This is a genomic window from Vibrio sp. D401a (assembly GCF_030248515.1).
Lineage (GTDB): Bacteria > Pseudomonadota > Gammaproteobacteria > Enterobacterales > Vibrionaceae > Vibrio > Vibrio rotiferianus.
On record NZ_JAHGAI010000001.1, the window covers coordinates 432,805 to 454,463 of the forward strand.

19 protein-coding genes and 1 other annotated feature are annotated in these 21,659 nt (G+C 45.5%); of the genes, 14 read left to right on the forward strand and 5 right to left on the reverse strand.

Annotated elements, in window-relative coordinates; all coding sequences use genetic code 11:
* Window positions 1-105: 105 nt before the first annotated feature.
* Window positions 106-222, forward strand: a sequence feature (Thr leader region).
* A gap of 54 nt (window positions 223-276) precedes the next feature.
* The 4 genes from thrA (at window position 277) to KIV41_RS02000 (ending at window position 5,790) form a co-directional block, all read left to right on the forward strand.
* On the forward strand, window positions 277-2,736 hold the full coding sequence (gene thrA, locus KIV41_RS01985; protein ID WP_045386586.1) for a bifunctional aspartate kinase/homoserine dehydrogenase I: 2,460 nt from the start codon (window positions 277-279) through the stop codon (window positions 2,734-2,736).
* A gap of 20 nt (window positions 2,737-2,756) precedes the next feature.
* Window positions 2,757-3,713 carry a homoserine kinase gene (gene thrB, locus KIV41_RS01990; RefSeq protein WP_010445935.1) on the forward strand — a complete coding sequence of 319 codons (957 nt, stop codon included), beginning with the start codon at window positions 2,757-2,759 and terminating at the stop codon, window positions 3,711-3,713.
* On the forward strand, window positions 3,710-4,990 hold the full coding sequence (gene thrC / locus KIV41_RS01995; protein ID WP_285335582.1) for a threonine synthase: 1,281 nt from the start codon (window positions 3,710-3,712) through the stop codon (window positions 4,988-4,990). Before thrB ends, thrC begins: the two co-directional genes overlap by 4 nt.
* A 140-nt stretch (window positions 4,991-5,130) precedes the next feature.
* Complete coding sequence (locus KIV41_RS02000) at window positions 5,131-5,790, forward strand: NADPH-dependent FMN reductase (RefSeq protein ID WP_071234967.1); 660 nt, start codon at window positions 5,131-5,133, stop codon at window positions 5,788-5,790.
* A 106-nt stretch (window positions 5,791-5,896) separates the two neighbouring features.
* On the opposite strand, the gene grcA is transcribed toward KIV41_RS02000, so the two are convergent.
* Entirely contained in the window at window positions 5,897-6,274 is a 378-nt protein-coding gene (gene grcA, locus KIV41_RS02005; RefSeq protein WP_010445942.1) for an autonomous glycyl radical cofactor GrcA, read from the reverse strand.
* Window positions 6,275-6,601: 327 nt separating this feature from the next.
* On the opposite strand from grcA, the gene nfo reads away from it, so the two are divergent.
* From nfo to KIV41_RS02020, 3 genes are all read left to right on the forward strand, one after another.
* Complete coding sequence (gene nfo, locus KIV41_RS02010; protein WP_285335583.1) at window positions 6,602-7,489, forward strand: deoxyribonuclease IV; 888 nt, start codon at window positions 6,602-6,604, stop codon at window positions 7,487-7,489.
* A gap of 413 nt (window positions 7,490-7,902) precedes the next feature.
* Window positions 7,903-8,583: a uracil-DNA glycosylase gene (gene ung, locus KIV41_RS02015; protein ID WP_285335584.1), complete on the forward strand. Its 681-nt coding sequence runs from the start codon at window positions 7,903-7,905 to the stop codon at window positions 8,581-8,583.
* Between the two features lie 134 nt (window positions 8,584-8,717).
* Window positions 8,718-9,269 (forward strand): hemerythrin domain-containing protein, encoded by a 552-nt coding sequence (locus KIV41_RS02020; RefSeq protein ID WP_010445948.1) that lies wholly within the window; start codon window positions 8,718-8,720, stop codon window positions 9,267-9,269.
* Between the two features lie 230 nt (window positions 9,270-9,499).
* Here KIV41_RS02020 and KIV41_RS02025 read toward each other — a convergent pair whose 3' ends face one another.
* Window positions 9,500-9,685, reverse strand: coding sequence for a DUF3545 family protein (locus KIV41_RS02025; RefSeq protein ID WP_010445950.1), 186 nt, complete (start codon window positions 9,683-9,685; stop codon window positions 9,500-9,502).
* A 717-nt stretch (window positions 9,686-10,402) separates the two neighbouring features.
* On the opposite strand from KIV41_RS02025, the gene KIV41_RS02030 reads away from it, so the two are divergent.
* The 3 genes from KIV41_RS02030 to KIV41_RS02040 all read left to right on the forward strand — a co-directional run bounded on the left by KIV41_RS02030 (window position 10,403) and on the right by KIV41_RS02040 (window position 13,559).
* Window positions 10,403-11,839, forward strand: coding sequence for a sodium:alanine symporter family protein (locus KIV41_RS02030; protein ID WP_010445952.1), 1,437 nt, complete (start codon window positions 10,403-10,405; stop codon window positions 11,837-11,839).
* 112 nt (window positions 11,840-11,951) lie between these two features.
* A complete protein-coding gene (yaaA, locus tag KIV41_RS02035) occupies window positions 11,952-12,728 on the forward strand; it encodes a peroxide stress protein YaaA (RefSeq protein WP_010646571.1) in 777 nt (258 codons plus the stop codon).
* 195 nt (window positions 12,729-12,923) lie between these two features.
* The gene (locus KIV41_RS02040; protein WP_010646572.1) at window positions 12,924-13,559 is read left to right on the forward strand and encodes an alternative oxidase; all 636 of its coding nucleotides are present in this window, start codon (window positions 12,924-12,926) and stop codon (window positions 13,557-13,559) included.
* A gap of 60 nt (window positions 13,560-13,619) precedes the next feature.
* Here KIV41_RS02040 and srmB read toward each other — a convergent pair whose 3' ends face one another.
* Entirely contained in the window at window positions 13,620-14,843 is a 1,224-nt protein-coding gene (gene srmB, locus KIV41_RS02045; protein ID WP_005447883.1) for an ATP-dependent RNA helicase SrmB, read from the reverse strand.
* Between the two features lie 107 nt (window positions 14,844-14,950).
* Window positions 14,951-15,670 (reverse strand): tRNA1(Val) (adenine(37)-N6)-methyltransferase, encoded by a 720-nt coding sequence (locus KIV41_RS02050; RefSeq protein WP_285335585.1) that lies wholly within the window; start codon window positions 15,668-15,670, stop codon window positions 14,951-14,953.
* A gap of 330 nt (window positions 15,671-16,000) precedes the next feature.
* Here KIV41_RS02050 and brnQ point away from each other — a divergent pair, with 330 nt between their 5' ends.
* Complete coding sequence (brnQ, locus tag KIV41_RS02055; RefSeq protein ID WP_010445961.1) at window positions 16,001-17,314, forward strand: branched-chain amino acid transport system II carrier protein; 1,314 nt, start codon at window positions 16,001-16,003, stop codon at window positions 17,312-17,314.
* An 82-nt stretch (window positions 17,315-17,396) separates the two neighbouring features.
* Here brnQ and fldB read toward each other — a convergent pair whose 3' ends face one another.
* On the reverse strand, window positions 17,397-17,915 hold the full coding sequence (fldB, locus tag KIV41_RS02060) for a flavodoxin FldB (protein WP_005534155.1): 519 nt from the start codon (window positions 17,913-17,915) through the stop codon (window positions 17,397-17,399).
* 158 nt (window positions 17,916-18,073) lie between these two features.
* Here fldB and xerD point away from each other — a divergent pair, with 158 nt between their 5' ends.
* The 3 genes from xerD to recJ are packed head-to-tail and all read left to right on the forward strand — an operon-like array spanning window position 18,074 to window position 21,615.
* A complete protein-coding gene (xerD, locus tag KIV41_RS02065; protein WP_010445967.1) occupies window positions 18,074-18,991 on the forward strand; it encodes a site-specific tyrosine recombinase XerD in 918 nt (305 codons plus the stop codon).
* Window positions 18,992-19,040: 49 nt separating this feature from the next.
* Window positions 19,041-19,829, forward strand: a complete 789-nt coding sequence (dsbC, locus tag KIV41_RS02070; protein WP_010445969.1) for a bifunctional protein-disulfide isomerase/oxidoreductase DsbC — start codon at window positions 19,041-19,043, stop codon at window positions 19,827-19,829.
* A gap of 46 nt (window positions 19,830-19,875) precedes the next feature.
* Complete coding sequence (gene recJ / locus KIV41_RS02075; RefSeq protein WP_010445971.1) at window positions 19,876-21,615, forward strand: single-stranded-DNA-specific exonuclease RecJ; 1,740 nt, start codon at window positions 19,876-19,878, stop codon at window positions 21,613-21,615.
* Window positions 21,616-21,659: the final 44 nt, after the last annotated feature.

Sequence of the window (21,659 nt, forward strand, 5' to 3'; positions counted from 1 at the left end):
AAAATATACAAGTTTTTTGTTGACTCTAGTTAAGAAACTCGGTAAACGTAGAGTTAAGCAAACACATAATTATCGTTGAATATTTATTTATGACATCTCACAGCCAAGTAGTAATGACCACAACCATTATTATTACCAACACGACCAATGTTGGGGCAGGCTGCTGAGCGAAAGAAATTCACAAAGAAGGCCTGTATCCAACAAGATACAGGCCTTTTTTTATGCTTTTTTAATACAGAATTTAGACAGATCTAGAAAGATACATCGGAGGAAGGGATGCGAGTATTAAAGTTTGGCGGTTCATCATTAGCAGATGCAGATCGCTTTTTGAGAGCGGCGGATATCATCGCCAACAACGCACAACAAGAAGAAGTCGCCGTGGTACTTTCTGCACCGGGCAAAACAACCAATAAGCTGGTAGCGGTAATTGAAGGTGCACTTCGCAACGGCGAAGCAGAGCTGCAAATCAATGAGCTGGAAGCTTCTTTCAAAGCGCTGTTTGCAGATATCCAAGGTGTGTTACCAAACATCGATGGTGCTGCGTTCGATAACCAAGTTAAAACATCACTTTCTCAACTTCGCCAATTTGTTCACGGCATTAATCTTCTTGGTATGTGCCCAAACAACGTCAATGCACGCATCATCAGTAAAGGCGAACGCATTTCGATTCAGTTGATGAAAGCGGTATTAGAAGCAAAAGGCCAACCTGCGCATCTTATCGACCCAGTTGAATACCTGTACGCAAAAGGCGATCACCTAGAAGCCATGGTCGACGTTGACGTTTCAACTCAGAACTTCCGTCAGAATCCTCTTCCTCAAGGCCATGTAAACATCATGCCTGGTTTTACCGCAGGTAATGAGAAAGGTGAGCTAGTCACTCTTGGTCGTAATGGCTCTGACTACTCTGCGGCAGTTCTTGCGGCGTGTCTGCGTGCAGACTGCTGTGAAATCTGGACAGACGTTGATGGCGTGTACAACTGTGACCCACGCTTAGTGGAAGATGCTCGCCTACTCAAGTCACTTAGCTATCAAGAAGCGATGGAGCTTTCTTACTTCGGTGCTTCCGTTCTGCACCCTAAAACCATCGCACCAATCGCACAGTTCCATATTCCATGTTTGATCAAAAACAGCTTTAACCCACAAGGCGCGGGTACGCTGATTGGGCAAGATACTGGCGAAGATAATCTGGCGATCAAAGGTATCACGACGCTGAACGACCTAACTATGGTTAACGTGTCTGGCCCGGGTATGAAGGGCATGGTCGGCATGGCAAGTCGTGTATTCGGCGCAATGTCATCAGCAGGTGTGTCTATCGTATTGATCACTCAATCTTCTTCTGAGTACAGCATCAGCTTCTGTATCGAAGCGCAAGACAAAGCAAAAGCACAACAAGTATTGGCGGATGCATTTGAGCTGGAGTTAAAAGATGGCTTACTTGAGCCTGTAGACTTTATTGATGATGTTTCTATTGTGACACTTGTGGGTGACGGTATGCGTACATCACGCGGTGTTGCATCTCGCTTCTTCTCATCTCTTGCAGAAGTGAACGTAAATATTGTCGCTATCGCACAGGGGTCATCTGAGCGTGCTATCTCTGCGGTGATCCCTGAAGATAAAATCTCGGAAGCGATCAAAGCGTGTCATGAGAACCTATTCAATTCTAAGCACTTCCTGGATGTATTTGTTGTTGGTGTTGGTGGTGTTGGTGGCGAGTTGGTGGACCAAATTGAACGCCAACAAGCGAAGCTGGCAGAGAAAGGCATTGTGATTCGCGTGTGTGGTTTAGCAAACAGTAAAGGTCTCTTGCTTGATAGTGAGGGTTTACCGCTAGAGCATTGGCGAGACCGTATGTCGGCATCAACAGAAGAGTTTAGCTTAGCGCGCTTAATTTCTTTGGTTCAACGTAACCACATTATCAACCCTGTGTTGGTGGATTGTACCTCAAGTGAGGCTATCGCAAACCAATACGCGGATTTCTTGGCGGCGGGCTTCCACGTTGTCACTCCGAACAAAAAAGCAAACACAGCAAGCATGGCTTACTACCACCAACTTCGTGGTGTTGCACGTAGCTCTCGACGTAAATTGCTGTACGAAACAACGGTAGGTGCGGGTCTGCCAGTGATTGAAAACCTGCAAAACCTTATTGCCGCTGGTGATGAACTAGAGCGTTTCAGCGGTATCCTGTCGGGTTCTCTGTCATACATTTTTGGTAAGTTAGATGAAGGTATGAGCCTAAGTGAAGCGACAAACATCGCCAAGCAAAACGGCTTTACCGAACCGGATCCTCGAGATGATCTATCGGGAATGGACGTAGCGCGTAAGCTTCTTATTCTTGCGCGTGAAGCTGGTATGTCACTAGAGCTAGAAGACGTTGTGGTTGATCAAGCTCTGCCGCCAGGCTTTGACGATTCAGGTAGTGTAGATGAGTTTATGGCGCGTCTACCGGAAGCGGATGCTTACTTTAAAGAGTTGTCGGCCAAAGCTGCGGAAGAAGGCAAAGTATTGCGTTACGTCGGTGAGATTATTGATGGCAAATGCAAAGTTAGCATTGCTGCTGTTGATGAAAATGATCCAATGTTTAAGATCAAAGACGGTGAAAACGCACTGGCATTTTACAGTCGTTACTACCAGCCAATTCCACTGGTATTACGTGGTTACGGTGCAGGTACAGAGGTAACGGCTGCGGGTGTATTCTCGGATGTGATGCGTACTTTAGGTTGGAAGCTAGGGGTATAACAACAATGAGTTCAAGTGATATGGATGTGGTGGTTTATGCTCCTGCGTCAATTGGTAACGTAAGCGTTGGTTTCGACGTTCTGGGGGCGGCGGTGTCCCCAGTTGATGGCACACTATTGGGCGACCGAGTATTGGTTAAGTCTGGGGCTGAGCCGTTCAGTCTAAAGACAGCTGGTGATTTTGTTGAGAAGCTACCAACCGAGCCAAAAGAGAACATCGTTTACGATTGTTGGGTAGTGTTTGCTCGTGAGCTAGATAAAAAAGGCGTTGAGCTAAAGCCACTTGAAATGACGCTAGAAAAGAACATGCCAATCGGCTCTGGTTTAGGTTCAAGTGCTTGTTCTATCGTTGCTGCATTAGATGCATTGAACAGATTCCATGGACAGCCGCTTAACGAGACAGAGTTGCTAGCGCTGATGGGAGAAATGGAAGGCAAGATCTCTGGTGGTATTCACTATGATAACGTGGCGCCATGTTACCTTGGCGGTGTGCAATTGATGCTGGAAGAGCTAGGTATCATTAGCCAAGAAGTGCCTTGCTTTGACGATTGGTACTGGGTGATGGCGTATCCGGGTATCAAAGTATCAACAGCAGAAGCACGTGAGATCCTACCATCTCAATACCGTCGACAAGATATCATTGCTCATGGTCGTCACCTTGCAGGCTTTATTCATGCGTGTCATTCTGGTCAGCCAGAACTTGCTGCAAAAATGATCAAAGACGTGATCGCAGAACCGTATCGTGAGAAACTGCTTCCAGGTTTTGCAAATGCACGTCAATACGCAGCGTCTGCGGGTGCATTGGCAACCGGTATTTCTGGCAGTGGGCCGACACTGTTCAGTATTTGCAAAGAGAAAGATGTCGCTGAGCGAGTTGCTCGCTGGTTAGAACAGAACTACGTACAAAACGAAGAAGGATTCGTCCACGTTTGTCGTCTAGATAAACAGGGTTCGAAAGTAACAGGAAGTGAGCTATGAAGCTTTACAATATAAAAGAAAATGATGAACAAGTTTCCTTTGGCCAAGCCGTTCGCCAAGGACTAGGCCGTAACCAAGGTCTATTTTTCCCATCGGAATTACCAAAATTTGAAGATGTTGATGCGCTGCTGGCAGAAGACTTTGTCTCTCGTAGCACGAAAATCCTATCAGCACTGATTGGCGATGAGTTGGCGGAAGAGCAAGTTAACGCATTGGTTGACGCTGCATTCCAATTCCCAGCTCCAATCAACCAAGTAAAAGACGGTGTTTACGCACTGGAGCTGTTCCATGGTCCAACGCTTGCGTTTAAAGACTTTGGTGGTCGCTTTATGGCGCAATCTCTTGCTGCGGTTTCAGACGGCGGCAAGATCACCATTCTGACGGCAACTTCTGGCGATACTGGCGCAGCCGTTGCGCACGCTTTCTACGGTATGGAAGACATCAACGTTGTGATTCTTTACCCGAAAGGCAAAATCAGCCCACTGCAAGAGAAGCTATTCTGTACGCTTGGTAAGAACATTCACACTGTCGCGATCGATGGTGACTTCGATGCGTGTCAGGCTCTGGTTAAGCAAGCTTTTGATGATTCTGCACTGCGTGAAGAGATCGGCCTGAACTCTGCAAACTCAATCAACATCAGCCGTTTGATGGCGCAAATCTGTTACTACTTTGAAGCAGCCGCGCAAATGAGCAAGCAAGAGCGTGAAAACCTAGTGGTATCAGTACCAAGCGGTAACTTCGGTAACCTAACTGCTGGTCTACTGGCAAAAGCACTGGGTCTGCCTATCAAGCGCTTCATTGCTGCAACGAATGCCAATGACACTGTGCCACGTTACCTAGAAACGGGTCAGTGGGCGCCGAAACCAACAGTAGCGACCACGTCGAATGCGATGGACGTTAGCCAACCAAACAACTGGCCTCGTATCGAAGAGCTGTGCCGTGTGAAAGAGTGGGGCTTGGAGACACTAGGTAAAGGCGCTGTTTCAGATGAGCAAAGCGCACAGTCAGTGAAAGACCTATACGCACTGGGTTACCTATGCGAGCCGCACGGAGCGATTGCTTACCGAGTTCTGGACGAGCAATTGCAAGACGGTGAAACCGGTCTTTTCCTATGTACTGCACACCCTGCGAAGTTCAAAGAAGTGGTGGATGACATTCTGCAATCCGACATCGACCTTCCTGCTCCATTAGCGAAGCACGCTGCGATGGAACTGTTATCGGAAGATCTCGACGCAGATTTTGCTGCATTGAAGCAAGTACTGCGCCGCGTACAGTAAGCTTCAAAAATATAGTCAGTATCAAAAACACAAATAACGAGAGGTGAATGAGCAATCATTCACCTTTTTTATTGCCGATAAGTTTTAACTCTCTTTAAGATTGAGAAACGAACTTAACTAAATGAGATGGAAAGAGCAGCATGCATTTTTTGATTTTTCTTGGCTCAGTGAGAGACAGCACGCCACCACGACCAGCCCGTTTAGGAATGCGAGTCAGCAGAGCGTGTGAAAAACTCATCGTGAGTCAGCATTCACAACATACGGTCGAAATCATTGACCCATTGAACTATGACTTTGGTGATGTGTTTAAGCCCGAGTTTGCTTATCACCGCTCTAAAGTGCCGCAGCATCTAAGCGAGCTGGCACACAAAATCAAACATGCGGATGGGTATGTGATGGTCAGCCCGGAATACAACCATTCGATGAGTCCTGCCTTGGCAAACATGCTTAACCACTTTGGCAGCTCGCTGTTTTCTTATAAGCCAAGTGCGATCGTGACCTATTCTGCAGGGCAATGGGGTGGCGCAAGGGCTGCAGTGTCGATGCGGACCTTCTTGTCCGAGTTGGGGTGTTTGCCCGTGTCGGCAATGATCCATATTCCGAAAGCGCAAGAAGTGTTTGATGAGCAGGGTGTGGTTGCGGATGAATCGGAGCAGGCGCAGTGGGACAGCTATATGAATCGCACCCTGCATCAATTGATTTGGTGGGCAGAAGGGGCGTCACTACAAAGAGATAGGCTTGACCCAACCTCGTTGGCGCAAGCGTTTCAAAAGGATCCTTCGCAAAGAAACGCACCTTAGAAAGGAGCGTTCGCCACTATCGGAGGGGGCTCGAAGGATCCAGAAACAAAAAAAGCTTGGTCATTGCTGACCAAGCTTTTTAAATTCTAGCAAGCTAGTTTACTGATTATAGAGACTCAGTAAAAGTACGAGCGATTACGTCACGTTGCTGTTCTGGAGTTAGCGAGTTGAAACGTACTGCGTAACCAGAAACACGGATAGTTAGCTGTGGGTAGTTCTCTGGGTGTGCAACTGCGTCTTCTAGAGTTTCACGCTTAAGAACGTTCACGTTTAGGTGTTGGCCGCCTTCGATGCGAGGTGCCGCTTCGATTGCTACTTCACGGCTTTCGTATTCACCTAGGTCGCTGATTGCGATAACTTGGTCTGCTTCGTAAGTTGATGCTGCTGCAACACAACGAGCTTCATTCTTCTCGCTATCTAGTAGCCAGATAGAGTTTAGTAGTTCGTCGTTAGCTGCTTTAGTAATTTGGATACCTTGGATCATCACTATCTCCTAGACCACTTAACGTGGTGATTATTGGTGTTAATTTTCGAATTTTTGTTGAGCTAGGTATTATATAGCCAATATCCATTATTTTAATATTGATTTAGGTCAAAAAACAACTAAAAACCTTAAATTTTTGAAGGTGATTTTGTTGAGTTAAATCAATAAAACGTTTGAAAACATACTAGTTACAATTTATTTGATAATATAAAAAATATTTAAAAGTTATTTTTGTTGTAAATTTACTACAAAATGAGTTTAAAACTTAACCTGCTTAACGCAACTGCCTGTATTTAGGTAGCCATATTGAAAGTCTAAAGTGATTAAATGACAAACATGAAAAACAAGTTTGGAAACAAGTTTATTGGTGCTCACGTGTCGGCGGCGGGCGGAGTAGATCAAGCACCTCTTCGTGCTCGTGAGATTGGTGCAAATGCGTTTGCCCTTTTTACTAAGAATCAACGTCAATGGGTCGCTAAGCCACTCGAAGAGAAAACCATCAGCGCATTCAAAGCAAACTGCAAAATGCTTGGCTTTGGCGCGGAGCACATTCTGCCCCATGACTCCTATCTGATTAACTTGGGCGCCCCAGAAGAAGAAAAGCTGAATAAATCCCGCGCTGCATTTATTGATGAGATGGAGCGTTGCAATCAATTGGGGTTAACGCTACTCAACTTCCACCCAGGCAGTCACTTAAAGAAAGTGTCCGAGCAAGAATGTTTGGCAACGATCGCTGAGTCGATCAATCTTGCGCACAAAGCCGTGCCGAATGTGATTGCTGTAATTGAGAATACTGCTGGTCAAGGAACGAACTTAGGCTGGAAGTTTGAGCATCTAGCTGAAATCATCGAGCAAGTGGAAGACAAAGAACGCGTTGGCGTGTGTCTCGATACTTGCCACACGTTTACGGCGGGTTACGATTTACGTACTAAAGAAGATTGTGAGCGCACCTTTGCTGAGTTCGACCGCATTGTCGGCATGCACTATTTAAGAGCAATGCATCTAAATGATTCAAAGGTTGAATTCGCTAGCAAGGTTGACCGCCATCATTCATTAGGTAAAGGCGAGATCGGTTGGAGCTGTTTTGAGTACATCGCAAAAGATCCTCGACTTGATGGTATCCCTCTGATTTTAGAAACAATTGATCCTGATATCTGGCAGCAAGAAATCGACACCTTACGCCGATTCCACATTGAAGAAATGGCGAATTTCTAACGGAATAGTAAAGTTGGCATCCTTCTTTCTTGATTAAAACTAATCGCGTTATTGCGTATTTGTTTTAAACGCCTAAATTCAATGTTGTATGTGGGCGATTGAGTTAGGAGGATGACATTATGTCTCGACCAGTTTCCTTTACCCCAGTGACACACTCTCGACGTGTATTACGTTTACCAACGCCAAATCGCCATATCACTGGACAAGGGCATTTTCGAACGCCGCAGCGTAATTAGCGTAATTAGCGTCATTACTACTCGTTATTTTGGTTTAGTCAAACCAGCACGGGTTCATGCCAGTTGCCTGCGAATCAGCGTTTGAGGAGTCGTCTCAACTTGGTGCTGGTGGTAAGTTTTTGTTTGTTTGGGTTTCGCTCGTTAGAATAGAGGGAAACTTTAGGACAGGAACTTTCCATGAATCAGTTACCCACTTGGCACGATGTGATCGGCGAAGAAAAACAGCAGAGCTACTTTGTCGATACCATGAAGTTTGTTGACGCAGAGCGAGCAGCAGGCAAAGCCATCTATCCGCCAGCCAAAGACGTGTTTAATGCGTTCCGTTTTACTGAATTCAATGACGTTAAGGTAGTGATTCTAGGGCAAGACCCTTACCATGGTCCAAACCAAGCACATGGTTTGTGCTTCTCTGTGTTGCCTGGTATTAAAACGCCACCATCTTTGGTGAATATGTACAAAGAGTTGGCGCAAGACATCGAAGGTTTTCAAATTCCTCAACATGGCTTTCTACAAAGCTGGGCAGTGCAGGGGGTGTTGCTACTCAATACAGTGTTGACAGTAGAGCAGGGCAAAGCACACTCACATTCGAAAACCGGCTGGGAAACCTTTACTGACCGCGTGATTGAAGCCATTAACCAGCATCAACAAGGTGTTGTGTTCCTGTTATGGGGGGCCCATGCGCAGAAAAAAGGTCGCTTTATCGACCGCAATAAGCATCATGTATTGACCGCTCCGCACCCGTCACCATTATCTGCACACCGTGGTTTCTTTGGTAGCAAGCCATTCTCGCAAGCAAACCAAATCCTTGTCCAACAAGGCAAAGAAGCGATTAATTGGCATTTGCCGATGACGGTGTAAGTATCGACATCTTATCCGAGACATAACAGTACAGCGATCGTGACACCACGTTCGCTGTTTTTTTGAACACCGTCGAGGCTGGTCGCTGGTTTCTCATATACACTTATTAAAAGTAAGTGTTAAGGAGAGACGCTATGATGATCGAGAGAATTCGACGCGAACACGGCTATATGGTCCGTTTATTGGCAATATTGCGCCATAAATTGAATGAGATTAAGCAAGAACGCGCTATTAACTATGCGTTGGTGAGTGAGATCGTGGATTACCTCTCTAATCACTCTGAAAAGGTTCATCACCCCAAAGAAGATATCCTCTACCATTACTTTCTAGAGCACTATGGTCATTTTAAGACGATTGAAAATCTAGAGTTAGAACATCAAGAGTTATCTAAAAAGACCAAACAGTTTGCTGGCATTGTAGAGATGATTCTGCAGGATGCTGTTGTACCCCAGGAGATGTTTACCCAGCAACTCGAGGATTTCATTACCAGTCAGAAACGCCATTTGGAAATGGAAGAGCGCCAAGTTCTACCACTGATTGAAGAGTTGTTTACTTCTGAAGATTGGCTAAATGTCGAAAGCCAATGGCAGGAAAATGAAGATGATCCTGTGTTTGGCAATACTATCGCTGATCGCTACAAACAGCTCGCCGAAAGAGTGCGTCATAATGACGCTGAGTTCGTCTAAAGCGTGAAGATGACAAGGTAAACGATTGCGTTTGCGTGGTTTGTTTTGTCATTTTCTTATCTTATGAGAATTTATTGGAAATTGATTCGCTATAAATATGAGTGAAAATGGATAGAAATTCTCAACAGGTAAGAATGGGAGTTATGCTAGTGAAATCAGCATAAAAATCCCCCATTTTTTGCAGTATCTATAATAGACAAAAGGCACCATCGAGGTGCCTTTTGTGTAAATTATAATTTGATGTCATCCAAAGTGATGTCGTTGCAGACATCGAGTTCACGCAACTCCTTAAGTAAGTTGCGTCTATCGTTCATTGCTTCAATTTCACGCCATTTACGTTTCAATGGTTTTGAGCGTGATTTAGTTGTTGAGGTAGTTTCCAGATCAAAGATGTTGTCTAGTTGAAAGCCTTCCATAAGCCACCTTACCTTTTTAAATAAACTGTTATTGCCAGTCCTTTGTGGAGTTTTTTAAGTACCACAATAGCTTTGAAGATAACTATGATTCATTTCGCATTTGTGTCGGTAACATGACAGTTTCGTTTAAAAATCCCCACAAAATCACACTTTGACTAGGGGTAAGTGCTTATAAAGTGAGCGATCGATCTCAAGAAAACGATTAAATGAAAGGGAAGAGGATGTTAATTCTCGTTACTTAATCGAAGAAATTAAACCTCGGATTAGTTGCATAAAATTGTATCGGCTAAAATATAACCAGTCAGGTTGGCATTGCAGAGAAAGTTTTATTGAATGCCTTGATATCACTAGCTTGATTTGAAATTAACAGTCTGCCATACCATTATGTTTGCATTGCCTTTTGTTGTTAATTGTTGGTTGCTTGCATGTTGCTGTTTGTGGGTTTTAAATTTCCCTTTTATGTTAACTTTTAGTGATTTTCTAGTGAAAAATAACATATATAAAAAACTAATTTCATATTGATTTTTGAGGTTTGAGGCTGCATTATCCGCCCGTCAAAAATTACGCTAGTACGTAAAATGGAAGCATGAAGCGATATTTACGATTCTAGATTGCGCATAAACACTACTCCAAAAGCTAAGCAGACTTTGACACTTAGCAAGCAATCTAGTGGAAGGCTTGGAAGCATAAACTGGCGCAACTCACTTTGAGGTACACATGACAGACTTAATCAATTTGATGAACGATCTCCTTTGGGGCTCGATTCTGGTTTATCTTCTTGTAGGTGTAGGAATCTACTTCACTGTTCGATTGGGTTTCATCCAATTCCGTCACTTCGGCCACATGTTCTCTGTTCTGAAGAACAGCCGTAAAGCAGACAAAGCTGGTATTTCTTCTTTCCAAGCGCTTTGTACTAGTCTTGCTGCACGTGTAGGTACAGGTAACATGGCGGGTGTTGCAGTTGCATTGACTGCGGGTGGCCCTGGTGCAATCTTCTGGATGTGGTTGATTGCAATGCTTGGTATGGCGACGTCGTTTGCAGAAAGCACGCTAGCACAGCTATACAAAACCAAAGATGATGATGGCAACTACCGCGGTGGTCCTGCTTACTACATGGAAAAAGGCTTGGGCATGCGCTGGATGGGCGTATTGTTCTCGGTTTTCCTGATCATCGCTTTTGGTTTGGTATTCAACGCCGTTCAAGCAAACTCAATTGCAAATGCAATGAGCACAGCATTTGGTTGGGATGATCTATACGTAGGTATCGCAGTTGTTGCTCTGTCTGCTGTGGTTATCTTCGGTGGTATCAAACGTATCGCGAAAGTAGCTGAACTGATTGTTCCAGTTATGGCTCTTGCGTACCTATTGCTAGCTCTGTTTGTCATGTTCTCTAACCTAGAGAAACTACCAGACGTGCTAATGCTGATCTTTAAGAGCGCATTTGGCCTACAAGAAGCCGCTGCAGGTGGTCTTGGTTATGCAATCGCTCAGGCGATGATCAACGGTATCAAACGTGGTCTATTCTCGAACGAAGCAGGTATGGGTTCTGCGCCAAACGCGGCTGCATCTGCAACGCCTTACCCGCCACACCCAGCATCTCAAGGTTATGTACAGATGCTCGGCGTGTTCATGGATACGATCGTTATCTGTTCGGCGACAGTCGCTATCATCCTTATGTCGGGTGAGTACGTAGGCCAAGCAACTGAAGTAACGGGTATCGAGTTAACTCAGCGTGCATTGAGCTCACAAGTTGGTGATTGGGGCAGCATTTTTGTTGCGGTAGCAATCTTCTTCTTTGCGTTTACTTCGATCATTGCTAACTATTCATATGCTGAAACCAACCTAATTTTCCTAGAGCACAACCACAAAGCGGGCCTAGGTATCTTCCGTATTATCGTGTTAGGTATGGTGATGTTCGGTGCGCTAGCATCTCTACCTGTGGTTTGGTCACTTGCCGACGTATCCATGGGCTTGATGGCAATTGTGAACTTAGTAGCGATTCTGTTGTTATCAGGCATTGTGATTAAGCTGGCGAAAGACTACAACCGTCAGCTAGACGAAGGTAAAGTACCAACGTTTGATGCAAATGACTTCCCTGAGCTGAAGTCGCAACTAGAAGACGGCATTTGGTACAACGCCAAGAAAGAAGACTAAGTCGATAGCTAATCATTGTTGAAAGCTATCAACACGATTCAAAAAGCCATGCAGACAATGCATGGCTTTTTTTGTACCCTAATGGGAAACAAAAATTAGGGAAGTTAAAGTCATGCTCATCGTAGTTTCTCCAGCTAAAACGCTTGATTACGAATCACCACTCGCTACCGAGAAGTTTACTCAGCCAGACTTGGTTAGCTATTCAAAAGAGCTGATCGAGGTATGCCGTAAATTAACACCTGCCGATGTGTCATCACTGATGAAAGTGAGCGACAAAATCGCTGATTTGAACGTTGGTCGCTTCCAAGAGTGGAGTGAAACCTTCACTACCGACAACGCGCGCCAAGCGATTCTTGCGTTTAAAGGTGATGTGTACACTGGTCTTGAAGCGGAAACTCTTTCAGATGCCGATTTCGATTACGCGCAAGATCATCTACGAATGCTGTCTGGCCTTTACGGTCTGCTTAAGCCGCTTGATTTGATGCAGCCATACCGTCTTGAGATGGGCACTAAGCTAGCGAACGAAAAGGGCACTAACCTTTACCAGTTCTGGGGCAATGTCATTACCGATAAGCTGAATGAAGCGATTGCTGCGCAAGGCGACAACGTACTGATCAACCTAGCATCGAACGAATACTTCAAAGCGGTGAAGCCAAAGAACTTAGATGCACAAGTGATCACACCAATCTTCAAAGATTGTAAGAATGGTCAATACAAGGTGATCAGCTTTTACGCGAAGAAAGCGCGCGGCATGATGGCTCGCTACATTATTGAAAATCGCATTGAAAGCGTTGCGGACTTAACTAAGTTTGATGTCGCGGGTTACTACTTTGTTGAAGAAGAGTCGACGCCAACAGACTTAGTGTTTAAACGAGAAGAGCAAAACTGATTGAGCGAAGTTAAGTTTCAGCTCAGCTAAACAATTCAAACGAAAAGCCGGATAGTTATCCGGCTTTTTTTATTTCAGCGAACACTGATCTTAATTTCATTTATTACATAAAAATTTTAGTTCTTAAAAAATAGTTGAGTAAGAAGAATTAAAGTTGTATTTTAAATGCAACTTTAAAAATAAAGGAGTTCTCCTATGTCAGACTTCAAGCTCACACACAAAAAAGCCTCTAAGTTATCAGAGTACGTTGCACTGCGTATTACCAAGTTGCTGAAATTCACTCTGAACATCTTCTACGGTAAGAAATACGCAAAGCGAGCGGTGATTCTCGAAACGATCGCAGCTGTGCCCGGTATGGTTGCGGGCATGTTCAACCACCTCAAAGCGCTACGTCGAATGAAAGATGATGAAGGCTGGATCCGAGAACTCCTCGACGAGGCCGAGAACGAGCGCATGCACCTGATGATTTTCCTCGACATTGCCAAGCCGAGTTTGATTGAGCGTTTGCTCGTGCTGCTTGGGCAAGGCGTGTTTATTCTTGTGTATAGCTTCATCTATCTACTGTCTTCTAAAATCGCTCACCGTGTTGTGGGCTACTTCGAAGAAGAAGCATGTAATAGCTACACAGAGTACCTAGAGAAAATTGATAGTGGGGAAGTGGAGAACGTACCAGCTCCGACTCTGGCGGTTGATTACTATAAGCTGCCTGCTGATGCGATGCTAAGAGATGTGATTTTGCGGATTCGAGAAGATGAAGCGGGGCACCGTGACCGTAACCATGGCTTCGCGGATGCCTATGAAGACAAAACGCTTCCAGCTCATCAGTTATAGATGAAAAACAAAAAGAGCCGCGATTGCGGCTCTTTTAGATTTGGAATTAATCAGACGTGATTACTTCTTCTTAGCGGTTTTCTTTTTCGCTACTTTCTTCTTGTCGTCTTTTTTCTTTTTCTTCTTGAACACAGGTTTTTTGTGTTTAGGGCGCATCTCTTTCACGAAACGCTCTTTGATGTCTTCTTTTACGTAACGAGCAACGCGATCCATCATTGGTTGGTCGTGTGCTTCTACGATTGAGATAGCGTTACCTTTCTTACCTGCACGAGCCGTACGGCCGATACGGTGAAGATATACGTCAGCCGTGCGCGGCATATCGTAGTTGATTACGTGTGATACGTCTGGAAGGTCGATACCACGCGCCGCTACGTCTGTCGCTAGTAGTACGTTAACTGTGCCTTCACGGAAGCGAGAGATTGCGTTGTTACGACGATCTTGAGGCATTTCACCTTGAATCCAAGAACATGGAATCTGTGCGCTCTCTAGTTGTGCACGAAGCTCTGCTAAACGCTCACGAGTCTTCAAAAACACGATAGTGCGTTCTGCTTGCTCTGTAATGATGTGTTTTAGTAGGGCAAGCTTATGCTCTGCGTCATCAGCACGGTGGTACCACTGTGCAATCTTCTTACGCTCACGCAGTGGGGACTTCGCGTCGATCTCTGCTGGTTCGTTCAGTAGGTCTGCTGTGAAACCTTCTACGCCTTTGCCTTCTAGTGTTGCTGAGAACAGAAGGGTTTGTTTACGCCAGCGACATTCGTTAGACAGACGGTCAACCGTTGGCGCAAAGCCCATGTCTAGCATGCGGTCTGCTTCATCAAGGATTAGCCATTCAATTGCACGACAGTCAAAACGTTCTGCGTCGATGTATTCACGTAGACGACCTGGTGTTGCTACTACGATGTCTTGTGTGGTTGCTAGGATGTCTGCGTGTTCTTGGTATTGAACGCCACCTGTGATGGTGAAGATGTTTAGCTTGGTGTTTTTCGCCAGTGCACGCGCTTGATCCGCTACCTGCATCGCAAGTTCACGAGTTGGCGTTAGGATCAGAATACGTGCAGGTCCAGGTTTACGACGTGGGAAATCTTGCAGGTATTGCAGTGCTGGCAGGACGAACGCTGCCGTTTTACCCGTACCAGTTGGTGCTGACGCTAGAATGTCACGACCATCTAACGCTTGTGGAATCGCTTCGGCCTGAATTTTAGTTGGGCGTTCGTAGCCCATCTCATCAATGGCTTCAAGTAGGTTTTGGTCTAGATCAAGTTCAGCAAAGGTTCTGATCACAATGAGTTCTCCACAAGCAAAGCTTGGTTAATGGTTCGCCACAGCAGCATAGAATATAAAAAGGTCGCACATTATAAAGTGATTGGTGACAAGGATCACATGTTATTTCACATCTTAAGGTAAAACTCGCGAGTTAGCTGGATAAAGTCGTCGCTGTAGCCCTCGCTCGAGTGGATGATCAAATGCGTTTCTTGAGTATCACAAGCTTGTTTGGCTAATTCAAACAGTAAACGGTGCACGGGCTTTTTCTGTGATGGTTGCACGCGGCACAGACGTGACAAGTGCCACCCCTGTTGCAGCGCCATAGTAATAAATTGCTCGCCTTCGGTAATCGGCAGGACGAAATTGGCTGTCCCTTCCTCAGTCAGCAGTTCATGACATCGGTTGAGTAATGCGCTGTGCTGCAAGGTATCTGTGTGCCTGGCGGTTGCGCGCTGGCTTTGTTTCGATTGCTCACCATTGTTGAAGTAGGGTGGGTTACAGATAATGCGTTCAAAACGATGCTCAGGTTCAAACTGCAATACATCGCTGTGGTGAAGACTGAGTCTGTCTGACCATGGTGATTGAGCGAAGTTTTGTTTTGCCGCTTCGATCGCTGTGATTTCAATATCAAGGGCGGTGATTTGCGCTGAAGGAAATCGCTGCGCGCACATTAAGGCCAGCAAACCTGTGCCCGTGCCGACGTCCAAAATTTTATTCTGTGGTGTGCAATTTGCCCAAGCACCAAGCATCACACCATCGGTACTGACAGGCATGCCACTTTCGCCACCGTGAATGGAAAATTGCTTGAACTTGAAGTCCTTAGTCTGAAATTTTTCACTCTTCATGATTGTTTTATTTTTACTCAATATTAGAGTTAATCTCTCTGTTGTTTCTTAATTGTATAGATTGTTATCTCGTTGGTTATTAAATTGTATTTCAATTTGATCGAGATAAATATCTAGCTCTTTATTTCAGGGTAGTGGTATCCACTGCTTTTTAATCCTTTAACTAAATTAATATGGTGTTTTTTTCTTAAAGGTTGCCAAATGATGGGTACTTCGTCATTATGCGGCGGAAATTTATAGATTGAACCACAGGTACTCATTAACTTTGGGTATACAAAAAAGTGGTCGATGCATACACAACATTCATCAATTAGAGAAAAAGGGTTATCTGTGAAGCAGACGTTAAAACTAACAGATATTATCGCAGTAGGCTTTATGCTATTTGCGTTCTTTTTGGGTGCCGGCAACATCATTTTTCCACCACTAGCGGGTCAGCTAGCGGGTGATCACTTGATGCCAGCAATGTTCGGTTTCTTGCTAACAGCGGTAGGTCTACCTCTTATTACTATCGTTGCTATTGCTGTGGCAGGCGGCTCTTGGGATCACTTGACTCAAGATCTTCCTAAAAAAGCAGCAGTTCTGATGGCGGCGTTGATCTTCATCATCATCGGTCCTGCATTTGCTGCACCTCGTACAGGTCTAGTAGCCTACGAGATGGCGGTGAAACCATTCTTCCTAGATGCCTCTCAAGCGCATCTAACGTCATTCTCAATCTTGTTCTTCGCGGTAGCAATGATCTTCGCTTGGTTCCAAGGTCGCTTGATTGACTTGATTGGTAAAGTACTAACGCCAGTTCTATTCCTTGGTCTTATCGTTCTTGCGATTGCGGTGTTCGTTGATCCGCAAGGTGAAATGATGGGCGCACACGGCGAGTACTTGACTCAGCCACTGACTAAGGGCTTCCTTGAAGGTTACAACACCATGGATACGTTCGCATCGTTGATGTTCGGTATGCTAATGGTGGATGCGCTTCGTAGCAAAGGTATCACTGAGCGTGCGGCAACAACGAAATACCTAATCTGTGCTGGCTGTATTGCCGCTGCAGGTCTGGCGTTCGTTTACATCTCATTGTTCTACCTAGGTGCGACGAGTTCAACTATCGCAGCAGGTGCGGACAACGGTGGTGCAGTACTGAGCCAATACGTTCAGGCGCTATTTGGTCCTTACGGTCAGGTTGTGCTTTCAATCATCGTACTTTTGGCATGTTTGACGACGGCGATTGGCCTTATCTCTGCATGTTCTGACTTCTTCAGCTCTAAGACGAAACTGACTTACAAGCAGTGGGTTATCATTAACGGCGCCGCTTGTGCACTGATTGCAAACGTTGGTCTGTCACAGCTAATCTCATTGTCAGTCCCTGTGCTGTTCGCGCTATACCCAGTAGCGGTTGCATTGGTTGCGCTAACATTTGTGCGTAACAAGCTACCAAACCCACGAGTGGCTTACCGCGCTGTACTGCTAGTATCACTGCTGTTTGCATTGATTGATGCAGCGAAAGTAGCGGGTCTAGACGTATCTGCATTCAACATGCTGCCACTATTTGAAGTGGGCATGGGTTGGGTTCTACCAACATTTGCAGCGATTGTTTGCATGTTCTTTATTGCTAAGTCTTCACAACCTGAGTTGACTGAAGAAGCGGCATAATTGCTGACTAGCAAAATAGAAAAAAGCCCGGTGAAGTGATTCGCCGGGCTTTTTGTTTTTCTGTTGTTTAGCAAGTGCTGGCCTATAGCGTGTCGTGAAACTCCACCAATACTTGCTCACACCATTTCTCGATGCGTTCATCACTGAGTTCGTATTGAGAATCTTCATCCAGTGCTAAGCCCACAAATTGGCTACTATCTTCTGTTAGTGCTTTTGATGCTTCGAACTCATAGCCTTCGTTTGGCCAGTAACCGATGAACTGCGCGCCTGTAGCTTTGAGCTCATCATGCAGTAGGCCCATCGCATCAAGGTACCACTCGCCATAGCCTTCTTGGTCACCCAAACCGAATAACGCAACGACTTTGCCTTTAAGAGGTGTGGTTGCAATATCTTCCCAGATCGCACTCCAGTCTTCTTGGATTTCACCGAAGTCCCAAGTGGAGATACCAATCAGCAGTAAATCGTAGTCTGCCATCAGTGATAGCGGTGTCTCTTTCACGTTGTGAATGTCGACAAGGTCTTCACCAATGATGTTGCGAATTTTTTCTGCTGCCATTTCGGTGTAGCAGGTGGTTGAGCCGTAAAAGAGTCCGATTTTCATTATATTCGTCGTTTTTTGTATTGCTGTTGTGGCAGATTCTAACCATAAAACGGGGAAGATTGCAGCGATTATCCCGGGCTAGATGATTTTTTTATGGTATTGGTTGGACAGTTGCCTTACTCTCAATACTGTAAATAAAAACAGATAAGGAAGCATTCATGACGGCACAACAGCCTGTCAATCAACAAGATTTTGGTCTTGTTGAGCAATTCTTAGATGCGATGTGGATGGAGCGTGGCCTGTCGGAGAACACGCTGGCTTCCTACCGAAATGATTTAATGAAACTGCTCGCGTGGATGGAGCAACATAGCTACCGTCTTGATTTTATCAGCCTGTCTGGTTTACAAGAGTACCAAAGTTACCTTGTTGATTTAGATTACAAGCAGACATCGCGCGCGCGGATGTTGTCAGCGATTCGTCGGTTGTTTCAATACATTCATCGCGAGAAAGTGCGCGGTGATGATCCGAGTGCGCTGTTGGTGAGCCCAAAGCTGCCGCAACGTCTGCCGAAAGACATCAGCGAAGAGCAAGTTGACGCACTGCTTGAGGCGCCGGATCCGAATGATCCGGTTGAATTGCGTGATAAAGCCATGCTCGAACTTCTTTATGCGACAGGTTTACGTGTGACAGAGTTGGTTAGTTTGACCATGGAAAATGTCAGCTTGCGCCAAGGCGTAGTGCGCGTCACTGGTAAGGGTGGTAAGGAACGCCTTGTTCCTATGGGGGAAAATGCGGTCGATTGGATTGAAACTTTTATTCAACAAGGCCGGTCTGCTCTATTGGGGGAGACTACCTCTGATGTGGTTTTTCCTAGTAAACGAGCCAGACAAATGACCCGTCAGACCTTTTGGCACCGTATTAAGTACTACGCTGTAATAGCGGGTATTGATACCGACCAATTGTCGCCACACGTACTGCGCCATGCTTTTGCGACGCATTTATTGAACTATGGCGCAGATCTCAGGGTCGTACAGATGCTGTTGGGGCATAGTGACTTATCGACGACGCAAATTTATACTCACGTGGCGACTGAGCGATTGAAGCAAATCCACAGTCAACACCACCCAAGAGCATAATGATGTATTGTCTCGTTGGATGAAACGATTTTATTTTAAGGTGAATTTAATGAGCGTATTACGCCGACTAACTCTGCTGACTTTACCGTTTTTTGTTACCGCTTGTGGTGCTGAAGAAAGTCAGGAAAAAATGGAAACTCCTGCACAACAAGTCGCGCCGGCGGCAAAACAGAACTTTGATGAGGCTGCACTTAAAGCCAAGTTCTCTAAATTGGGTGTATCTATTCTTGATATCCAACCATCGGATGTTGCTGGATTATTAGAAATTCAAACGAATGGTGGTGTGCTGTTCGCATCTAACGACGGTAGCCATTTTATTGCTGGTACACTTTATGCCATCGATAACAATGGTGGCTACAAAGACGTGATTGCTGAGCGTCAAGCGCCGTTAAATGCCGAGAAAATTGCAAAGTTCTCTGATAGCGTGATCGAATACAAAGCAGACAATGAGAAGTATGTGGTGACGGTATTTACTGACATCACGTGTGGCTACTGTGTGCGTCTACACAGCCAGATGCAAGGTTACAACGACTTAGGCATTACTGTTCGTTACATGGCGTATCCTCGCCAAGGCGCAACAGGTCCTGTTGCTGAACAGATGGCGACTATCTGGTGTGCAGAAGATCCTCAAACGGCTATGCACAATGCAAAAGTAGAACGCACTTTTGACAATCCAGTTAAAGATCTTAAACAGTGTAAAGAAACCATCCAGGCACATTACAACCTAGGCCGTGAACTTGGTATTTCCGGTACTCCTGCTATCTTCCTGCCAAACGGTGAGCTAGTTGGTGGTTACCTTCCACCGGCAGAATTACTAAAACGTCTAGAGCAACAATAATCCTTTAAGGAGCAGAGCCAGCATGCAACGCTGGCTCTTTTCAAACATGATAGAAATTCAACGACGTCCCGAACCGGACCTTTCTCTTCTTCCCGATTCCATTCCTTCTATTCTTAAGCGTATCTATCTCAACCGTGGTATCACGGATATCGCACAGTTAGAAACCTCTGCACGTGGTTTGCATTCTTACCAACAGCTTGGCGGTATAGATAAAGCGGTTGAACTGCTTTTCCAAGCGATCAATGAGCAAAAGCGGATTATCGTTGTGGGTGATTTTGATGCCGATGGCGCGACCAGCTCAGCGTTGTCGGTACTTGCACTACGTATGCTTGGCAGCAATAACGTCGATTACTTGGTGCCAAACCGCTTTGAAGATGGTTATGGATTGAGTCCGGAAGTGGTGGATCAAGCGTTAGAGCTTGGTGCTGAAATGATTATGACAGTTGATAATGGCGTGTCGTCGATTGAAGGTGTTCGTTACGCAAAAGAAAATGGCATTACCGTGCTGGTGACTGACCACCACTTACCGGGGCAAGTGCTCCCAGACGTCGATGCCATGGTGAACCCAAACCTAGACAGCTGTGCTTTCCCATCGAAAGCGTTGGCAGGGGTGGGAGTGGCTTTCTATCTGATGATGGCGCTGTGTGTATACATGCGCAAACAAAATTGGTTTGCGCAGCAAGGCATGCAAGAGCCTAAGTTGATGGAGCTGATCGATTTGGTTGCCCTTGGTACTGTGGCAGACGTCGTGCCACTAGATGAAAACAACCGCATTCTTGTTCACCAAGGCTTACAGCGTATTCGTGCAGGTAAAGCGCGTCCGGGTATTCAAGCCTTGATAGAAGTGGCGAAACGCGATGCGCGTCGTTTAGTCGCATCAGATTTTGGTTTTGCTTTAGGTCCACGCATTAACGCCGCAGGTCGCCTTGATGACATGTCTTTCGGTGTTGAACTGCTGATGTGTAACAACATCCATGCTGCACGCCGCATGGCGAGTGAGTTGGATGGCCTCAACCAAACCCGTAAAGAGATTGAAGAAGGCATGAAGCAGGAAGCGATGGCTTTTTGTGAGCGTCTTCAGTTTGGCGAAAACACCGAACTCCCTTATGGCTTAGCCTTGTTTCAAAGAGACTGGCACCAAGGTGTGATAGGTATTCTTGCTTCGCGAATAAAAGAGAAGTACCACCGTCCTGTTATTGCGTTCGCGGATGGAGGGGAAGGAACGATCAAAGGCTCTTGCCGTTCAATTCCTGGGCTGCACATGCGTGATGCGTTGGACTTTATCGATACGCAAAACCCTGGCTTGATCATCAAATTTGGTGGTCACGCGATGGCGGCGGGCTTAACCATCAAAGAGCAAGACTTCGAGCGTTTTAGCCGTTTGTTTGATGAAGTGGTTAAAAAAGAGTTGGATGAAGCGGCGTTGAAAGGTGTGATCCTATCTGATGGTGAGTTGAAACCGGAAGAATTTTCGATGCATGTCGCTGAGCAACTTCGTGCGGGTGGTCCGTTTGGTCAAGCGTTTCCTGAACCTATCTTTGATGGTGAGTTCAAAGTTCTGCACCAGAAACTGGTGGGTGAGAAACATCTTAAGTTGATGTTAGAACCGCTTTATAAAGGCCACCCAACCAACGTAATGATCGACGGTATTGCCTTCAATATTGATTTACGTCGTTGGCCGGATGCATCAGTAAAAACAGTACGCCTTGCGTATAAGTTGGATGTGAATGAATTTAGAGGTAATCAATCACTTCAGTTGATGGTTGATTATATCGAAGCCAAGTAAATCCTCGTTTTTCGCCTACTATAGAGTACGGTCGCCTTTAAGTG

Coding starts and splice junctions, on each gene's coding strand:
- thrA (WP_045386586.1), top strand. CDS start 277: ATGCGAGTATTAAAGTTTGGCGGTTCATCATTAGCAGATGCAGATCGC.
- thrB (WP_010445935.1), top strand. CDS start 2,757: ATGGATGTGGTGGTTTATGCTCCTGCGTCAATTGGTAACGTAAGCGTT.
- thrC (WP_285335582.1), top strand. CDS start 3,710: ATGAAGCTTTACAATATAAAAGAAAATGATGAACAAGTTTCCTTTGGC.
- KIV41_RS02000 (WP_071234967.1), top strand. CDS start 5,131: ATGCATTTTTTGATTTTTCTTGGCTCAGTGAGAGACAGCACGCCACCA.
- grcA (WP_010445942.1), bottom strand. CDS start 6,274: ATGATCCAAGGTATCCAAATTACTAAAGCAGCTAACGACGAACTACTA.
- nfo (WP_285335583.1), top strand. CDS start 6,602: ATGACAAACATGAAAAACAAGTTTGGAAACAAGTTTATTGGTGCTCAC.
- ung (WP_285335584.1), top strand. CDS start 7,903: ATGAATCAGTTACCCACTTGGCACGATGTGATCGGCGAAGAAAAACAG.
- KIV41_RS02020 (WP_010445948.1), top strand. CDS start 8,718: ATGATGATCGAGAGAATTCGACGCGAACACGGCTATATGGTCCGTTTA.
- KIV41_RS02025 (WP_010445950.1), bottom strand. CDS start 9,685: ATGGAAGGCTTTCAACTAGACAACATCTTTGATCTGGAAACTACCTCA.
- KIV41_RS02030 (WP_010445952.1), top strand. CDS start 10,403: ATGACAGACTTAATCAATTTGATGAACGATCTCCTTTGGGGCTCGATT.
- yaaA (WP_010646571.1), top strand. CDS start 11,952: ATGCTCATCGTAGTTTCTCCAGCTAAAACGCTTGATTACGAATCACCA.
- KIV41_RS02040 (WP_010646572.1), top strand. CDS start 12,924: ATGTCAGACTTCAAGCTCACACACAAAAAAGCCTCTAAGTTATCAGAG.
- KIV41_RS02050 (WP_285335585.1), bottom strand. CDS start 15,670: ATGAAGAGTGAAAAATTTCAGACTAAGGACTTCAAGTTCAAGCAATTT.
- fldB (WP_005534155.1), bottom strand. CDS start 17,915: ATGAAAATCGGACTCTTTTACGGCTCAACCACCTGCTACACCGAAATG.
- xerD (WP_010445967.1), top strand. CDS start 18,074: ATGACGGCACAACAGCCTGTCAATCAACAAGATTTTGGTCTTGTTGAG.
- dsbC (WP_010445969.1), top strand. CDS start 19,041: ATGAGCGTATTACGCCGACTAACTCTGCTGACTTTACCGTTTTTTGTT.
- recJ (WP_010445971.1), top strand. CDS start 19,876: ATGATAGAAATTCAACGACGTCCCGAACCGGACCTTTCTCTTCTTCCC.